The sequence below is a fragment of the Streptomyces tagetis genome (genome assembly GCF_018069565.1).
GTDB classification, from domain to species: Bacteria; Actinomycetota; Actinomycetes; order Streptomycetales; family Streptomycetaceae; genus Streptomyces; species Streptomyces tagetis.
In genome coordinates, this window is sequence record NZ_JAGPNL010000001.1 from 180,291 (window position 1) to 196,421 (window position 16,131).

The 16,131-nt window shown below is 71.7% G+C and carries 17 protein-coding genes; 9 read left to right on the top strand and 8 right to left on the bottom strand.

Annotation, left to right across the window (positions count from 1 at the left end):
• Window positions 1-110 precede the first annotated feature (110 nt).
• The 4 genes from J5Y05_RS00780 to J5Y05_RS00795 are packed head-to-tail and all read left to right on the top strand — an operon-like array spanning window position 111 to window position 4,649.
• Window positions 111-1,202 (top strand): glucose-1-phosphate thymidylyltransferase, encoded by a 1,092-nt coding sequence (locus J5Y05_RS00780; RefSeq protein ID WP_372450447.1) that lies wholly within the window; start codon window positions 111-113, stop codon window positions 1,200-1,202.
• Complete coding sequence (gene rfbB / locus J5Y05_RS00785; protein ID WP_210867763.1) at window positions 1,199-2,179, top strand: dTDP-glucose 4,6-dehydratase; 981 nt, start codon at window positions 1,199-1,201, stop codon at window positions 2,177-2,179. Before J5Y05_RS00780 ends, rfbB begins: the two co-directional genes overlap by 4 nt.
• Window positions 2,176-3,444, top strand: coding sequence for a beta-ketoacyl-[acyl-carrier-protein] synthase family protein (locus tag J5Y05_RS00790; RefSeq protein ID WP_210867764.1), 1,269 nt, complete (start codon window positions 2,176-2,178; stop codon window positions 3,442-3,444). Before rfbB ends, J5Y05_RS00790 begins: the two co-directional genes overlap by 4 nt.
• Entirely contained in the window at window positions 3,441-4,649 is a 1,209-nt protein-coding gene (locus tag J5Y05_RS00795) for a ketosynthase chain-length factor (RefSeq protein WP_210867765.1), read from the top strand. The genes J5Y05_RS00790 and J5Y05_RS00795 overlap by 4 nt, the downstream gene beginning before the upstream one ends.
• A gap of 90 nt (window positions 4,650-4,739) precedes the next feature.
• On the opposite strand, the gene J5Y05_RS00800 is transcribed toward J5Y05_RS00795, so the two are convergent.
• From J5Y05_RS00800 to J5Y05_RS00820, 5 genes are all read right to left on the bottom strand, one after another.
• A complete protein-coding gene (locus J5Y05_RS00800) occupies window positions 4,740-5,168 on the bottom strand; it encodes a nuclear transport factor 2 family protein (RefSeq protein ID WP_210867766.1) in 429 nt (142 codons plus the stop codon).
• Between the two features lie 165 nt (window positions 5,169-5,333).
• The gene (locus J5Y05_RS00805; RefSeq protein ID WP_210867767.1) at window positions 5,334-6,653 is read right to left on the bottom strand and encodes an FAD-dependent monooxygenase; all 1,320 of its coding nucleotides are present in this window, start codon (window positions 6,651-6,653) and stop codon (window positions 5,334-5,336) included.
• A 2-nt stretch (window positions 6,654-6,655) separates the two neighbouring features.
• Entirely contained in the window at window positions 6,656-7,408 is a 753-nt protein-coding gene (locus tag J5Y05_RS00810; RefSeq protein WP_210867768.1) for an NAD-dependent epimerase/dehydratase family protein, read from the bottom strand.
• A gap of 11 nt (window positions 7,409-7,419) precedes the next feature.
• Complete coding sequence (locus J5Y05_RS00815; RefSeq protein WP_210867769.1) at window positions 7,420-8,397, bottom strand: Gfo/Idh/MocA family protein; 978 nt, start codon at window positions 8,395-8,397, stop codon at window positions 7,420-7,422.
• Window positions 8,394-9,785 carry an NDP-hexose 2,3-dehydratase family protein gene (locus J5Y05_RS00820; protein ID WP_210867770.1) on the bottom strand — a complete coding sequence of 464 codons (1,392 nt, stop codon included), beginning with the start codon at window positions 9,783-9,785 and terminating at the stop codon, window positions 8,394-8,396. Before J5Y05_RS00820 ends, J5Y05_RS00815 begins: the two co-directional genes overlap by 4 nt.
• A 192-nt stretch (window positions 9,786-9,977) precedes the next feature.
• Here J5Y05_RS00820 and J5Y05_RS00825 point away from each other — a divergent pair, with 192 nt between their 5' ends.
• From J5Y05_RS00825 to J5Y05_RS32545, 5 genes are all read left to right on the top strand, one after another.
• Window positions 9,978-10,223 (top strand): acyl carrier protein, encoded by a 246-nt coding sequence (locus J5Y05_RS00825; protein WP_210867771.1) that lies wholly within the window; start codon window positions 9,978-9,980, stop codon window positions 10,221-10,223.
• A 1-nt stretch (window position 10,224) separates the two neighbouring features.
• Window positions 10,225-11,007, top strand: coding sequence for an SDR family oxidoreductase (locus tag J5Y05_RS00830; protein WP_210867772.1), 783 nt, complete (start codon window positions 10,225-10,227; stop codon window positions 11,005-11,007).
• Between the two features lie 47 nt (window positions 11,008-11,054).
• Window positions 11,055-11,831 carry a cyclase family protein gene (locus J5Y05_RS00835; protein ID WP_210867773.1) on the top strand — a complete coding sequence of 259 codons (777 nt, stop codon included), beginning with the start codon at window positions 11,055-11,057 and terminating at the stop codon, window positions 11,829-11,831.
• 582 nt (window positions 11,832-12,413) lie between these two features.
• Window positions 12,414-12,590, top strand: coding sequence for a universal stress protein (locus J5Y05_RS32540; protein WP_372450470.1), 177 nt, complete (start codon window positions 12,414-12,416; stop codon window positions 12,588-12,590).
• 346 nt (window positions 12,591-12,936) lie between these two features.
• Window positions 12,937-13,164: a putative universal stress family protein gene (locus J5Y05_RS32545; RefSeq protein ID WP_372450471.1), complete on the top strand. Its 228-nt coding sequence runs from the start codon at window positions 12,937-12,939 to the stop codon at window positions 13,162-13,164.
• 1,373 nt (window positions 13,165-14,537) lie between these two features.
• Here J5Y05_RS32545 and J5Y05_RS00850 read toward each other — a convergent pair.
• From J5Y05_RS00850 to J5Y05_RS00860, 3 genes are all read right to left on the bottom strand, one after another.
• A complete protein-coding gene (locus J5Y05_RS00850) occupies window positions 14,538-14,774 on the bottom strand; it encodes a helix-turn-helix domain-containing protein (protein ID WP_078992515.1) in 237 nt (78 codons plus the stop codon).
• A 35-nt stretch (window positions 14,775-14,809) separates the two neighbouring features.
• Window positions 14,810-15,577 carry a hypothetical protein gene (locus tag J5Y05_RS00855; protein ID WP_210867775.1) on the bottom strand — a complete coding sequence of 256 codons (768 nt, stop codon included), beginning with the start codon at window positions 15,575-15,577 and terminating at the stop codon, window positions 14,810-14,812.
• Between the two features lie 305 nt (window positions 15,578-15,882).
• Window positions 15,883-16,041 (bottom strand): hypothetical protein, encoded by a 159-nt coding sequence (locus tag J5Y05_RS00860; protein WP_210867776.1) that lies wholly within the window; start codon window positions 16,039-16,041, stop codon window positions 15,883-15,885.
• Between the last annotated feature and the right edge of the window lie 90 nt (window positions 16,042-16,131).

Sequence of the window (16,131 nt, forward strand, 5' to 3'; positions counted from 1 at the left end):
GCCCAACTCAAGGCCCGCTCAAGAAAGCGGACCGTCGCCCGCATTCGAGCCACGCTCAAGCCGGTTCTAAGGCACGCGCGATAGGCAGGGACGCACGTCCCTACCTGATCATGCGACGGAAAAGAGGAATTCCATTGAAGGCCTTGATCCTTTCGGGCGGCATGGGAACGCGGCTGCGCCCGCTCACCCACGCCATGCCGAAGCAACTCATCCCACTCGCGAACAAGCCCGTGCTGTTCCATGGTCTGGAAGCCGTGCGGGACGCAGGCATCACCGAGGCCGGCATCGTCGTCGGCGACTGGCAGAAGGAGATCCGGCAGGCCGTCGGCGACGGCAGCCGCTTCGGCCTGCGGATCGAGTGGATCCACCAGGAGGCGCCGTTCGGCCTGGCCCACTGCGTCCTCATCGCCCGGGAGTTCCTCGGCGACGACGACTTCACCATGTACCTCGGCGACAACGTGTTCGGCGACGGCATCACCGTCGCGGCCGACCGCTTCCGGCGCGCCCGCCCCGCCGCCCAGGTGGCCGTGGCCCCCGTCGACAACCCGCAGGAGTACGGCATCGTCGAGACCGGTCCCGACGGCCGGGTCCACGCACTGCGCGAGAAGCCCCGTCGGCCCCGCAGCAACCTCGCGGTCACCGGTGCCTACTTCTTCACCCCCCTCGTCCACGAGGCCGTTCGCGCGATCGAGCCCAGCGCGCGCGGCGAGCGCGAGATCACCGACGCCCTCCAGTGGCTGGTGGACCAGGGACACGACGTACGGGCCACCGAGGTGACCGGCTGGTGGAAGGACACCGGCCGCATCGACGACATCCTCGACGGCAACCGTCTGCTGCTGGACGGCATCGAGGCCCGCGTGGAGGGCAGCGTGGACGCCGCGAGCACCGCCCTCGGCCCCGTCGTCGTGGCCCCCGGCGCCCGCGTCGTCCGCTCCCATCTGCGCGGACCGCTGGTCGTCGGAGAGGACTGCGTGGTCGAGGACAGTTACCTCGGACCCCACACCTCGGTCGGCGCCGGATGCCGGGTCAGCGAGGCGGGGATCTCGGACTCGATCCTGCTCGACCACGCGGCCGTACGCGACGTCAACGGCATCCACGGATCCGTGATCGGACGCTCCGCCCGGGTGGGCACGACCCCGGCGGGCGCCGCCCGCCACCGGATCGTGGTCGGCGACCACACCGAAGTCGACGTGGTCGCATGAGACTCCTGATCACCGGCGGGGCCGGCTTCATCGGCTCGCACTTCGTCCGCCGGCTGCTCGACGGATCCGTCCTCGGCCACGAGACGACCGGCCTCACCGTCCTCGACAAGCTGACCTACGCCGGCAACACCGGCAACCTGCCCCTGGACCACCCGCGGCTGCGCCTGGTGCGCGGCGACGTGTGCGACCGCCGGCTCCTGCTGGACCTGCTGCCCGGGCACGACGCCGTCGTCCACTTCGCCGCCGAGTCCCACGTCGACCGGTCCATCGAGGACGCCTCGCTCTTCGCCCGCACCAACGTGGTCGGCACCCAGACCCTCCTCGACAGCTGCCTGCGCACCGGCGTGCGGCGGGTGGTGCACGTCTCCACCGACGAGGTGTACGGCTCGATCGACGAGGGATCGTGGACCGAGGACCACTCCCTGCTGCCGAACTCGCCCTACGCTGCGTCCAAAGCCGGCTCCGACCTGATGGCTCGCGCCTACTGGCGTACCCACGGGCTGGAGGTCTCTGTCACCCGCTGCGCCAACAACTACGGCCCCTACCAGCACCCGGAGAAGCTGATCCCGCGCTTCGTGACGGGCCTGCTGGACGGCCGCCGGCTTCCGCTGTACGGCGACGGAGCCCACCGGCGGGAGTGGATCCACGTGAACGACCACTGCCGCGCCGTCCAGCTGGTCCTGGAGAAGGGCGCGCCCGGTGCCGCCTACAACATCGGCGGCACGGAACTGTCCAACCGGGATCTGACCGGCCGACTTCTGCGGCTGTGCGGGGCGGAATGGGACCGGGTGACCCCGGTGACCGACCGCAAGGGCCACGACCGCAGATACTCCGTGGACGCCACCCGTATCCGGGACGAGCTCGGTTTCGAACCGGCGATCCCCTTCGACCAGGGCATCGCCGGGACCGTGCGGTGGTACCGCGAGCACCGGCCGTGGTGGGAACCGCTCACCGAACCGCATGAGGAGGCCCGATGAGCAGGCGTGTCGTGGTCACCGGCCTGGGACTGGTCGCCCCCGGCGGCACCGGTGCCAAGGCCTTCTGGGAACTGATCGGTTCGGGACGCACCGCGACCCGCGCCCTGTCGCTCTGCGACGCCTCGCCCTTCCGCTCCCAGGTGGCCGCCGAGTGCGACTTCGACCCCGTCCTGCACGGGCTCACCCCCCAGGAGATCCGTCGCATGGACCGAGCGACACAGTTCGCCGCCGTCGCCACGGACGAGGCCGTCACCGGGTCCGGACTGCGCTTCGACGACGTCGACCGGCACCGGACCGGGGTCACCGTCGGCAGCGCCGTCGGCTGCACGACCAGTCTGGAGCGGGAGTACGCGACCGTCAGCGACGGCGGCCGCGCCTGGCTGGTGGACCACACCTACGCCGTGCCCCACCTGTACGGGCACTTCGTCCCCAGTTCCATGGCGGCCGAGGTGGCCTGGCGGGTCGGGGCCGAGGGGCCCGTAAGCGTGGTGTCCACGGGATGCACCTCGGGGCTCGACGCCGTGGCCCACGCCCGCGAGCTGATCCTCGAAGGCGCCGCGGACGTGATGGTCGCGGGCGCGACCGACGCGCCGATCTCACCGATCACCCTCGCCTGCTTCGACGCCATCAGGGCCACCACCCCCCGCAACGACGACCCCGAACACGCCTCACGCCCCTTCGACGCCACCCGGAACGGGTTCGTGCTCGGCGAGGGCGCGGCGATGTTCGTCCTGGAGGAGCACGGCCACGCGGTCCGGCGGGGCGCCGAAATCCTCGCCGAGCTGACCGGGTTCGCCGCCCGGTGCAACGCCTTCCACATGACCGGTCTGCGGCCCGACGGCCGGGAGATGGCCGAGGCGATCCGCGGCGCCCTCGCCGAGGCCGGCACGCCCCCGACCGCCATCGACTACGTCAACGCCCACGGCTCCGGCACGAAACAGAACGACCGCCACGAGACGGCGGCGTTCAAGGCCGCTCTCGGCGACCACGCGTACCGGACGCCCGTGAGTTCCATCAAGTCGATGGTGGGCCATTCGCTCGGTGCGATCGGTGCCATCGAGATCGCCGCCTGTGTGCTCGCGCTGCGCCACGGCGTCATCCCGCCGACCGCCAACCTGCACCATCCGGACACCGAGTGCGACCTCGACTACGTGCCTCTCACCCCCCGCCGGGCGGAGCTGCGCACGGTCCTAACCGTCGGCAGCGGGTTCGGCGGATTCCAGAGCGCCATGGTGGTGGCCCGTCCCGGGGAGCGTGCCGCGTGACGGCGATCGCGGTCACCGGAATGGGGGTCCTGGCGGCCAACGGCGCCGGAGCGCGGGCCTACTGGTCGGCCACCCTGAGCGGGCGCAGCGGACTCGGCCGTCTCACGCGCTTCGACCCCTCTTCCTACCCCGCGCGCCTGGCCGGCCAGCTCAGTGGGTTCGACGCGTCCGCCGCACTGCCCAGCCGGCTGCTGGCGCAGACGGACGAACTGACCAGACTCTCGCTGGTCGCCGCGGAATGGGCCCTCGCCGACGCCGCCCTCGACCCGGCGGCCCTGCCCGAGTACTCCATCGGCGTGGTCACGGCCAACACCGCCGGCGGCTTCGAGTTCGGCCAGCGCGAACTGGAGAACCTCTGGTCGAAGGGCCGCGGACACGTCAGCGCCTACCAGTCGTTCGCCTGGTTCTACGCCGTCAACACCGGCCAGATCTCCATCCGGCATGGCCTGCGTGGCCCCGGCGGGGTCGTGGTGGCCGACGGCGCCGGGGGCCTCGACGCCCTCGCCGCGGCCCGCCGCCTGCTGCGCAAGGGCACCCGGGCCGTGATCACCGGCGCGGTCGACGGGTCCCTGTGCCCCTGGAGCTGGACGGCTCTGCTGGCGCAGGGCCGGATGAGTACCCGAGAGGACCCGGACGACGCCTATCTGCCGTTCGACGCCCGCGCCGACGGCCATGTCGCCGGTGAGGGCGGCGCCCTGCTGGTCGTCGAGGACACCGAGGCGGCCCGTGCCCGCGGGGCCCGGGTGCACGGCTTGATCGAGGGGTACGGCACGGCGTTCGACCCGCCGCCCGGTTCCGGCCGTGAGCCGGGGCTGCGCCGGGCCGTCGCACAGGCCCTCGACGAGGCCGGCTGGCAGCCGTCCGACGTCGACGTGGTGTTCGCGGACGCGGCCGGGACACCCCGGCTGGACCGGGAGGAGGCGGCCGCCCTCACGGCCGCGTTCGGTCCCCGGGGCGTACCCGTCACGGCACCCAAGACGATGACCGGCCGGCTCGGCGCCGGCAGCGGCCCCCTGGACGTGGCGACGGCACTGATGGCGCTGCGTGACCAGGTGATCCCGCCGACGGTCAACGTCTCCCGCGCGAAGGACGAGTACGGCGTCGACCTGGTCATCGCCCCGCGCCGGATACCGCTCCACCGGGCGCTGGTGCTGGCGCGCGGCCAGGGCGGGTTCAACTCGGCGGTGGCGCTGTCGGCCCCCTGACCTGCGGCCGCCCGGCAACGGGTACGAGGACGCCGCCCGCCCCTTCTCCGGGGCGGGCGGCGTCCTCGCGCTCAGGCGGTGGTCCTCGGGTCAGAAACCGTCCCGGGTGACGCGCCGGTGCTCGACCTGCCACTCGGCGCCGCTCGGCACCAGCACGTCCTCGCAGACGCAGGAGCGGTGCAGCCGCGGCTCGCCGCCCCGGGGCGTGGCGAATACCAGCGCGTAGCAGCGCACACGGACGGTGCCGTCGTCCTGCGGGGTGATGTCCAGCATGCCGTGCCAGTGCCGGTGGGTCTCGCCCGAGTCGAGCCGTTCGGCGTGGGCGCGCCGGGCCCCCTCGGCCAGGGCGGCCCGGCCGCGGGCCGGTTGCGGCCTGCCGGGGAGGTGGAAGACCCCGTCCTCGGTGAACGTCCGGGCCCATGCCTCGGCCTCACCCGCGTCGAGTAGTTGCATGTGCCGGGCATAGAACTGTTCGACACCGGCGCGTATGAGTTCCGGTGTCGTGGTGGTGATGGACATGTTCGCTTCCTTTCGTTACGTCGTCGACGCCGGGGCCCGGGGCCTGTCCGGCGCACCGTGCCGCAGACGCGGAGCCCGCACGTCCGTCGGCGGCGTTGTCGTCACGTGCGGACGCTCCGCGTCGACTCCCTCCTCCGCCTCGCAGTCGGACACACCGGCCCTCGCTCAGCCCGGCCGATGAGGCGCCGTCGATTCCCTGCGGCCTGGTCCGCCGGACATGCCCTGGCGCGCGGCTGGCACGTCGTGGCCGAACAGGTCGGTCCGCACCCGGGCCTGGGGGTTACCGAGAGCGATGAGGCGGGTGATGTGCGAGCCGGCCGGGGTGCGCTGGAGGAGCGAGGCAAGCCGGGGCCGCACCGCGCGGGCCACCCGGCCCTGCGAGAGCATCGCCTTCGCCTGGATGTGCTGCATCTTCATCACCGCGTCGATGTCCCGGGACCGGGGCTCGTCGTAGGCGGCGAGCCGCTCGGCCGTGACCTTGCCGGCGCGCAGCGCGGCGGTCAGCACGGGGTGCAGCAGCGCCGCGTCCTGGAGGGCGAGGTTGATGCCCTGGGCGCCGAGCGGGCTGTGGGTGTGGGCGCTGTCGCCGATCAGGACCAGGCCGTCGCGCACGGACTGGCGGGCGCGCCCCGCGAAGACGTCCAGCAGGGTGAGGTCGGTCAGGGAGGTGATCCGCTCCCGGACCAGGTCGGCGTGTTCCGGAACGGCCCGGCAGATCTCCTCCCGGACATGGGCGATTCCTTGCTCGGCCAGGCGCCGGTACCCCTGGTGGGGCAGGGTCCAGCCGATCTGGAGGGTGTCCGGGTAGGAGGGGTAGACCAGGACCGGGCTGCCGCCCGAGCGGAAGACCCGCACCTCACGCGGCCGCGGCCGGTCCGTGGGCAGGGGCACCTTGAACCACAGGACGTCGAACGCGAACGCCTCGACCCGGTCGGCCTCGATACCGGCCAGCCGCCGGGTCTTGGAGTAGCGGCCGTCCGCGCCGACCACACAGGCGGCGTGGACGGTACGACGGCCGCCCGGCCCGGTGGCGACCACCCCCCGCACCGCGCCACCGCCGTCGGTCACCAGCTCCGTCACCCGATGACCCACGAGGTCGTGGAAGTTGTCGAACCGGCGGCACCGGTCGAGGAGTTCCGCCAGCACATGGCTCTGCGGCAGGCTGAGCAGCGAGGTGTGCGGCGGCGGCAGCCGCCCGTAGTCGATGTCGAGCAGCACCTTGTCCCGCTCCACCAGCTGGAAGCGGTCCAGCCGGTGACCGCCCCGGGCGACGGCACCGGACAGACAGCCGAGCTGGTCGAGCACGGCCAGACCGCCCGGCTGGAGGATCTCCCCGCGGTACTCCCGGTCCAGGGAGGCGGAGCGCTCGACGAGCGTGACCCGGAATCCGGTCCTGAGCAGCAGCAGCGCGAGCGTCAGCCCGGCGGGGCCGCCGCCGACGACGCAGACGTCACCGGTGTGGGGGGTGTTCGCCGTATCAGCCATGGTCACGGCTCCTGGTGGGTGAGGTAGGTGTCGATGACCCGCCGGTAGTAGTCGGGGCCGAAGCCCCGCTCCCGCGTGGCGGACGGCAGGAGCCGCCGGAGCCTGGCCGTCGAGACGGTGCCCTCCGGCCGTACGTCGGTGACGCGGCGCTCCGCCCTGGTGCCGAAGCGCCGTTCGATGTGGTCGACGATGTCCTCCACGGGGACCGCCCAGCCGGAGGCGAGGTTGACGACCTGCCGGGAGACGCCGAGCCGCAGCAGGGCGTCGATGAGCGCCACGGCGTCGCGGGCGTCGATGAGGTCGCGGCGGGCCCCCCGGTGGATGCGCACCCGGCCCTGGCGGACCTGGCCGACCAGGGACGGCAGGAACTGGTGCGGTCGCTGGACCCGGCCCACCGGGTAGGCGAGGCGCAGCACGAGGTGGTCCGCCCCTGAGCCGCGGATGACCTCTTCCATGGCCAGCTTGTGGCGGCCGTAGGGGGACACGGGCCGGACCGGTCCGTCTTCGGCGGCCTCCCGGCTCCTGGCCGCGTGGCCGTACAGTCCGGCGGAGGAGGTGGAGAAGTACACCAGCCGCCGCCCGGTGCGCCGACAGTCGCGCAGGGCGTCGTAGAGCAGGGCGGCCTCCCGGGCGAACTCGGCCTCGGCCGCGCCGCCGCCGCGGGACACGCCGGCGGTGAAGGCGACGACGTGGGGGTGCCGTTCCGCGAGGGGTTCGAGGCTCTGCGCGAGGAATCCGCGGCCGACGATGACCATGGCTCGCGGTCTCACGCGGTGGGGGAGGACCCGGCCGTGCGCCGGATGCCGTCGAGGAGTTCGGCCTGCCGGACGACGTCGTCATCGTGCGCGGTGAAGTCGCCGTCGTCCAGGACGGCGAAGGTGAACGCGCCGACGGTGCCGGCGAAGTGGTCGTCCGCCGGGAGCCTCAGCTCCTCCGTACGGTCCTGGCTCTCCAGACGCAGGATTGGCTGCCAGGTCGGCGGCGGGGTGAAAGCCCGGTCCAGGGTGAGGGTGCCCGTGCTGCCGGTCAGGCCGTAGCGGCAGACGTAGGCGTGCGCCATGCCGAACGACAGCTGCGCCGTCACCTCTCCGGCGGCCAGCAGGGCCGCCCCGGAGACGTCCACGCCCGTCGCCGGGTCGGTCACCAGGACCGTTCCCACGGGGACGAGACCGGGGCCGCAGAACATCTGTGCCGCACGCGCGGTGTACGTGCCGAGGTCCAGAAGGGCGCCGCCGCCCAGTTCGGGCCGATGGCGGATGTCGTCCTTCGGCAGCGGCGGGATGGTGAACGTCGCGGTGAACGCGCGGGGTTCGCCGATGCGCCCGGCGGCCACCAGCTCCCGCACGGTGCGGTGCGCCGAGTGCTGAAGGAACATGAAGTTCTCCATGAGCAGGAGTCCCCGCGCACGGGCGAGGGCGACGAGTTCACGGGCCCGGTCGGCGCTCACCGCGAGCGGCTTCTCGGCGAGCACGTGCTTTCCGGCACTCAGCGCCCGTGTGATCCACTCGGCGCGGACCCCGGCCGGCAGCGGCAGGTACACGGCGTCGATGTCGGGCCGCTCGAGGAGCCGGTCGTATCCCGTGACGGCGTCACAGCCGAAGGCGGCGGCGCACCGCTCGGCCTTGTCCGCGTTGCGGCTGGCCACCGCGGCGAGCCGGACGCGCGGGTGGGAGACCAGGGCGGGCAGCATCTTGCGCCGGGCGATCGAGGCGCACCCCAGCACGCCGAAGCTCAGACGTTTCATGCCCACCCCTGCTCCGGCGGCAGGGACTGGAGACAGGCGACGAGCGTGCGCGCCTCCACGTCCACATGGCTGCCGAGCGCGATGAACCGCTTGAGCTGATGCAGCGGCATCCAGCGATGGGAGGGCGGGAGTTTTCGGGAAAAGGTGTCATCGGCCTCGACGACGAGATAGTGGTTGTCCCGCCGGTGGAACCGGCCGCCCTCCTCCGACAGCAGCGCCGTATAGCGGACGCGCTCGGGCGGTGCCCCGAGGACGTGGTCCAGGAAGGGCGGCGGGTCGTCGAGACCGGTGTAGCCGTCGGTGACGCACTGCACGGTGGGGGCCAGCTCGACGGTGTCGAAGGTGCCGGGCTGGGTGAGGCCCTGGACCAGCACCTCGACACCGCCCTCGGTCCTGCGGACGACGAGGGCGGCCAGGCCCTGGCGCCGGGCGGCCAGGAGCGGCTGCGTCCAGCTGGTCACCTCACGGTTCCCGGCGACGACCGAGGCGGCGACGACCGAGGCACGGCGGCCGTCGGCCGGGCCGATCTCGTCGTCCGACCGCCGCAGGCCGTCGACCTGTGACAGGGGTATGCGGGTCATCGTGCGCTCATGGCGGGTCTTCAGCTCGGTGAGCCAGCTGAGGACCTCCCAGTCGGTGGGCGCCGTCGTGCGTGCCGCAGAGGGGTCCGGGCCGTCCGCGAACGGCAGCGGCAGGCAGGACAGCACCGTCCTGGCGTCCATGTTGACCAGGTTGTCCACGGTCAGCAGCTCATTGATCTGACCAAGGGTCAGCCATCGGTGGTCGGGGTGCTCCTCGACGTCCTCCGTGGTCTCGACGACCATGTTGCGGTTGCGTTTGCGCAGGAAGCTGTCGCCCTGCTCGGACTGGAGCGCGTCCGTGAGGACCCGTCCGCGCCGCTGCCCGATGAAGTGTTCGAGGTAACGCGTGCCCTGGCCTCGGTGAACCTTGGTGTAGTTGCTGCGGGTCGCCTGCACGGTGGGGCCCAGCTGGAACAGTCCGATGTTCCCCGGCTCCATCTTGGCCTGCATCAGGAAGTGCAGGACACCGTCGATCTCCTTGGCGAGGATGCCGAGGATCCCCGTCTCGGGCTGGTGGATGATGGGCTGGACCCAGTCGGCCGCCCCGTCCCGCCGGACGCGCAGGCCCTCGATCGAGAAGAACCTGCCGGAGTCGTGCACCAGGTTCCCGGAGCCCGGTGCGAAGGACCACTGGCGCAGCTCCGCGAACGGGATGCGGCGCACCTCGAAGGTGCCGGAGCGCCGCCGTTCGGCGAGCCAGTCCGGAACGCTGCCGGCACCGGTACGCAGCCGTGCCGAGTCGGCCAGCCGGCGCACGAGGTGGTCCGCGGAGTGCCTACGTTCCGTGTGCGCTGCTGTCTGCGTCATCACTTCACCTGCCCGGTCGTCTTGTGGGTGTGCCGCCGCACGAGCCCCGAGCGTGGTCGCGGCGGGTCGAAGCGGCCTCGAAGGGCGCTGGAGGGAAGGCCTCCACGTCGGCTCGAGCCGGGCTCCAGAGGTCGCCCGCAGCGTGGCAGTCGCATCCACGTGCGTTCTGGGAGGTTGTGAATGAGGGCCATGATGACGACGGACGATCTGATGAGCGTCATGCGGGCGGCTGCGGGCCAGGACGAGAACGTCGATCTCGACGGCGACATCCTGGACGTGCCGTTCGCCGACCTGGGATACGACTCGCTGGCCCTGCTGGAGACGGCGGCCCGGCTCGAACGAGAACACGGTGTACGGCTGACCGACGACCTGGTGACGACCGCGAGGACGCCACGGGGCTTCCTCGCTCTGGTCAACGAAGGTCTGGAGGTCGGCTGACATGACGGACGGTACGGGGACGGCCTGGCGGCAGAAGGTGGCCCTGGTGGCCGGCGGCACCCGGGGCGCGGGGCTGGCCGTGGCACGTGCCCTCGCGGCCCGGGGCTGCCGGGTGTACGTCGGGTACGCCCATGACGAGATCGCGGCGAAGGACGCCGTGGCGGACTTGGCGGCGCTGCCCGGCACGGTGTCCGCGCTGCGGGGCGACGTGACGGTGACAAGCACGCTGCCGCGGCAACTGGCCCGGCTGCGGCACGACCACGGGCGGCTGGACGTCTTCGTCCATAGCGTCGCCTCCTTCCACCGGATGAGCGCCGCAGCCCCGAGGCCGGACGGCATCCGGGCCGACCTGACGGCCGCGCTGGCGCCCCTCACGCTCGGCGCGCGCTCGCTGAAACGGGCCATGGCAGGCGGTCCTGGCCGCATCCTCGTCGTGACGAGCAACGGCGCCCGGCGCGTCGTGCCGGCCTACGTCAGCGCCGGCGTGGCGAAGGCCGCGCTGGAGGCGCAGGTCCGCTATCTGGCGGCCGAACTCGCGCCGTGCGGGATCACCGTGAACGCGGTCTCCACGGCCAAGCTCGACAAGGGCACGGCGGGCGAGGGCGCGGGCATCGGCGCATTCGACGCGGACGTGGTCCGTGCGCTCGGCCGGCGGACCCCGGCCGGCCGGCTGACGACGCCCGCCGACGTCGCCGACGTCGCGGCCCTGCTCTGCTCGGACGAGGCCGGGTGGATCAACGGACAGGTGATCACGGCGGACGGCGGTCTGAGCCTGCTCGCCTGAGCCGGCCCACGGCGCGGCACCGCCACGAGAACGGAGGCACGGAACCCATGCGTTTCATCGATCTCTCCACGCCCGTCGACGCGACCGGCTGGGAACCGGAGCCGGTCGAGCACCGGATCATGAGCCCGGCCGAGGGCGCCAAGCACATGAGCGAGGAGATGCGTCAGCACTTCGGGGTGGAGTTCGACCCCGCCGATCTGCCGGACCAGGAACTGCTGTCGATCGACACCCTGACCCTTACCTCGCACACCGGCACCCATGTCGACGCGCCGTCGCACTACGGTTCCGTGGCCCGCTATGGCGACGGCAGGCCGCGCCACATCGACGAGCTGCCCCTGGAGTGGTTCTACGGACCCGGCCTGGTCCTGGACCTGACCGACGCCGGACCGGGCGCCGTGGACGCGGCGTTCCTGCGGGCACGGCTGGACCGCCTCGGCCGGACACCGGACCCCGGTGACATCGTTCTGCTCCGCACGGGAGCAGACCGGCTGGCCGGAACCCCGGCCTACTTCACCGATTTCACCGGCTTGGACGGCTCGGCCACGAACCTGCTGCTGGACATGGGGGTCCGGGTGATCGGCACGGACGCGTTCAGCCTGGACGCGCCGTTCCGCCACATGATCGACCGGTTCCACCGAACCGGCGACAGAAGCGTGTTGTGGCCGGCCCACTTCGCCGGCCGGTCCCGCGAGTACTGCCAGATCGAGCGACTCTCCGGACTCGACGCGCTGCCGGGCCCGTGCGGGTTCACGGTCGCCTGCTTCCCGGTGAAGATCAAGGGCGCCGGCGCGGGCTGGACCCGAGCCGTGGCCCTCGTGCCGTGAACCCGGCGAACACGGCTGTGGCAGCGGCATGACCGTCGAAGGTGTCCGGCGCTGCTCCGGACGGCGGCCGGCTGAGTCGTCAGGCCGGGCGGTGTGCGACCGATCCGGAAGGCCCTGGATGGGCTCAGCCCGGAGCACCGGGCGGCGATCGAGCAGGCCACGGAGGCGCCGGCGACTCTCCACGAACGCCTAGCCTTCGTCATTCCCAGGCCGGAGCCCCGGACGGCGCCTGCCGAGGTGCGGCTTGCCCTGCGCTGGTGGTGCCGCGGGCCTTCGCCGCGGTGGAGTTCCTGCCCGCCGGTCGAGCGTCCTAGCAGGTGCCCCGTCGGCCGTCGCAGTGGTCTGTTCGGTGACCCGCGCCAGGCGATCGGCGCGGGTGGATGTCGCTGACCACCGCGATGCGGGACCCGCTCGCCGCCCTCGGCAGTGTGAACAGGAGAACCGTGAACGGCCCCGCGCGCGGCCCGCACAGCGTGTCCCGGGTCGGCGCGATCACCATGTTCGGGAACAACTTGCGGACATCACAGACCGTCGGTTCACTGGTGACGACAGGGAGTGCGGCCGGTGGAGAGACCAGTGACTGTGGGCGTGGACAGCCCCTCCGCGAGTATGAGGGCGCTCGACTGGGCCGCCGACGCGGCCGCCCTGCACGGCCTGCCCTTTCGCATTGTGCATGCGTCCGTATGGGAACGCTTCGAGGGCGCCGTCCCTGCGGAGGATCTCCCTGAAGGCTTCGCTGAAGCCGCCCTCCTGCAATAGGTCATCGGTGATGCCGCGGCCCGGGCTCGACAGCGCCGACCCGAGGTCAGGATGCACGCCGAAGCGTTGCCCGGGTTGCCCGTCGACGCCCTGGTCCAGGCGACGGAAGACGCCTTCGCACTGGTCGTGGGCCACAGCGGACACGGTGCCCTCGCGGCGCGCCGTCTCTTCACCGATTCCATCGGCCATGGTGTGGCAGGGCGCGCGTCGTTCCCCGTAGTGGTCGTCGGCGACTCCGTCCCGGATCGCCCGTCAGGTCGGCCTCGGCCTCGGGGAGGGAACCAACGCCGTTCCTGTCACCTCCGCCATCCAGAAGGCACAGGCTCGAGGTTGCGACCTGGTCGTGGTGCATGCCCGGAGCGGCCAGGAAACGCGGCAGGATTCACCCGGCCTCGGCGGCTCGCAGGCAGCCCAGGCTCTCCCGGGTGCGGCAGTGCCGGACCGGGCGGCCCTCGAACGGAGTGTCGCCGTCCACAGACGAGTCGTCGACGGCCCCACGCGGCATGCCCTGCTCCGAGCCGCGGACCACGCCGACCTCCTGGTCCTCGGAGTCCGGCACAGGCACGGCGCATAGTACGCCGCGAACTCGGACCCACCCACCACGCCACTCACCCTGCCCCCTTGCCCTTGTAGGTGGCTACTGGTCTTCCCCCTGAGGCCGGTGTCCTGATCGGGCGAGCCCGTGACGCTCGTTTGACGCTCCGACTGCCCGACAGCCCTCATATCAGAACGTAGGCCGCCCCTGACCTGCTCTTTCCTCATCTGCGCCCCGGGTGACGTGTTTCCGATGGCCCATCATGTGGAGTGCGTGGCGATTCTGGAGCCTGCCGAGAAGGGTCTCTGACCTGACGTTTTGCATTTCGGGTGGTCAGCTCGACCTGTTTTCGCTCGCGGAATGCGTCGACTGAGGTTCGCTTGTGCAGAACGCTCTGAGCCGCAGGTTCAAGGGCCGGCGTGGGTCTCGCGGCGACGTGGCGAGGCGCAATGCAGAATTTTTGACGCTCGGATGACGCTCGAATATCGGAAGCCTCAACCTCGGACCTCTCCGGCCCTGGGCCGCAGACCGGGGCCGTCGGCGCGGGGCAAGGTGCCGGGGGAATGGATACGGGCTCTCGTGGCGGACTTTGGAACCGAGTGCAGGGAGCTTCTGCGGGTCAGCGACACGGTGGCGTCCATCAGCCTGCCGGTGGCGAAGCAGGTGGAACATTCGGGGCGCGCTGGAAGCTGAGTCCTCGCCTTCATCCTGAGTATCCCTTGCCCGAGGCCCGGGTGCGTCCGGACTACGCGGTGGAGACATCGGGGCGCATCACCGGCTTCCTGGAACTGAAGGCGCCAGGGCACGACGTCACGCCCGACGGCTTCACGAAGCGGGACCGGGAGCAGTGGGAGCTGATACGCGGACCGCGGTGGCCCGATACCAGTCCGGTTCCTGCGGGCACAACTCGGGCGCGCAGGTGCGCTCGGACGAGGGCTTGTGCGGCGGTGACGCGGTCGGGGTTCTCGTCGGTGGCCTCGGCAGCGTCGAAGGCCGGGATGCCGCCCAGCCCGTGCTCCGCGTCGTCGAAGTTGCCCAACCTGGTCTTCGGTGCGGGAGACGCCGCGTAGGCGTCGCTGCCCCTGTCCTGCCGGTCGGAGAAGATTGGGTGGGTACCAGTCCTTCGTGCCCACGACGACGAGGACCTTCGGGGTCATCCCCTCGAAGGCGGTCGTGGCGAGCGGTGCGTAGGGCTGGGCCGCCGGGCCGTTCAGATCCGCGCCCCGGCCGGGCGCGGCGATCATGACGCGGGCGCCGAACCGCTCGGCGAAGAAGGAGGGCATCCCTTCGCCCTCCGATTGCCGAACAGCAGTGGAGAACCGTGCGGCGCACGTCGGCGGCGAACGGCCCGTCGTAGGAGGCAGGGCCGTGCGGCTCCGTGGCCGATGCCACGGAGCCGCACGGTGGTTACGTCAGAAGCCGACGCTCGGATCGTCTGTGTCCTCTTCCGGGTCCACGCTGTACAGCGGGCGGTCCTCGATCCCCAGGGCGCGCATCAACTCGTTGGTCGGAATCCTGTACCTACGTCCGATGCGGAGGACGGGGCAGGGGAACTCGTGCTCGCGGATCAGCCGGTACGCGGTCGTCGAGCCGATTCCGAGTGCTCGGGCCGCCGTGCGCAGGTCCACTGCGACGGGCAGGTCGAACATCTCCGTGAAACTGAGGCGGCCCTCTGCCGGGTCCTTCACCCTCGCCTCCCCGCAGGGCGGACCGGCCGGGTGTCCGCGCGGCGCCCGGGGCGTCGCCTCTTCCCGGGGCTGTGACCCGCCGAACGGTCCTGCGACCCGTCGTCGGTGTCGATGAAGATTCCCTGTCGGCGCAGATGCTCCGGGCGCACCCGGAATCGCAGCGGTGCGCACAGCCCGTCCGGGCCGTCCGGACGGTCGACCCGTACGTCCAGGCTCTCCGCCGTCGGAGCGTCCGCCTCCTCGCCGGACGCAGTGAGAGCGTGCTCCTCGGTGATGCGTTCGATCTGGGTGGAGGGAAGCTCCCGCAGCCCTTCCCGGGCGAGATGCCACGCCCTGGCGCGCGCCGCGTGCAGCAGGGAGGAGTCGGTGAGACAGCTCGCGCCGTCCCGATCCGCCAGCTTCTCCAGGAGAGCCAGGACCATCTCGGCCTCCACGTCCGACCGGTCGGCCCGCAGGCGCGTGCAGACCCGGTGGACCGTCCCGGTCAACCGGGGCAGGGCCAGCCAGATCGCCAGGAGTTTCCCCGTGCTGTCTGGAGTCAGGTCGCTCTGCGCCGTGCGGATGACCTCCTTCCAGACCGCGGTGGCGAATTGCGGGTCGGAGCCGGGGCCGTACAAGGCCTCGTGCGTCTCGGCGGCGGTCAGCCGGACCGGATCAGCCTCGTCGGCGTCCGTGCGGACGAGCACGAAGACCGCGTCACTGATCCGGGGATCGTCGAAGTGCCGCCTCATCGAGGCGAACGCACTGCTGTGCGGTGGATACATCAGGAAATGTCCTCTCTTCGGACTGCGGAAACCTGAGTCCGGAGGTGCTGGAGATACCGAGATGCTGGACGAGGTGGGGTCCTGCGGTGGGGACGTACCGCCGCATATCCGCGTCAAGCGGAGACGAGTCCCACCAGCCTCACTTTGATGCGTGAGCATGCGGTAGTGGTCTTCTCGACCAGGTAACGCCGCCTTTGACCGCGGGCGTGTGACAAGCGCGGCAGCCAGGCCGCGAGCTCGTCGGTGACGAAGTTCGCGAGGCTGGTGGGTGCCCGTACAGAACGGGCACCCACGAACTGTTGCGCTCAGGCGGTCTCGGAGGGCGGGGTGTCCGGCGCCTCGGTGGGCGGGGTCGCCGGGGTGGTGTCCTCGGTCCGGACGGCCGCCCGCCGGCGGCGGCTCGGCGGCCAGTCGGGGGACTGGCGCAGACGGGCTGCCCGGCGGTTGCGCTGACGGCTGTTCATCGGGTTCGCGGTTCCTCTCTGATGAGTCGATGGATGACTAAGCCGCCGTTTCCTGCTTCTGCGAGCGGCTGGTGCCATCGTGCCCGGGGG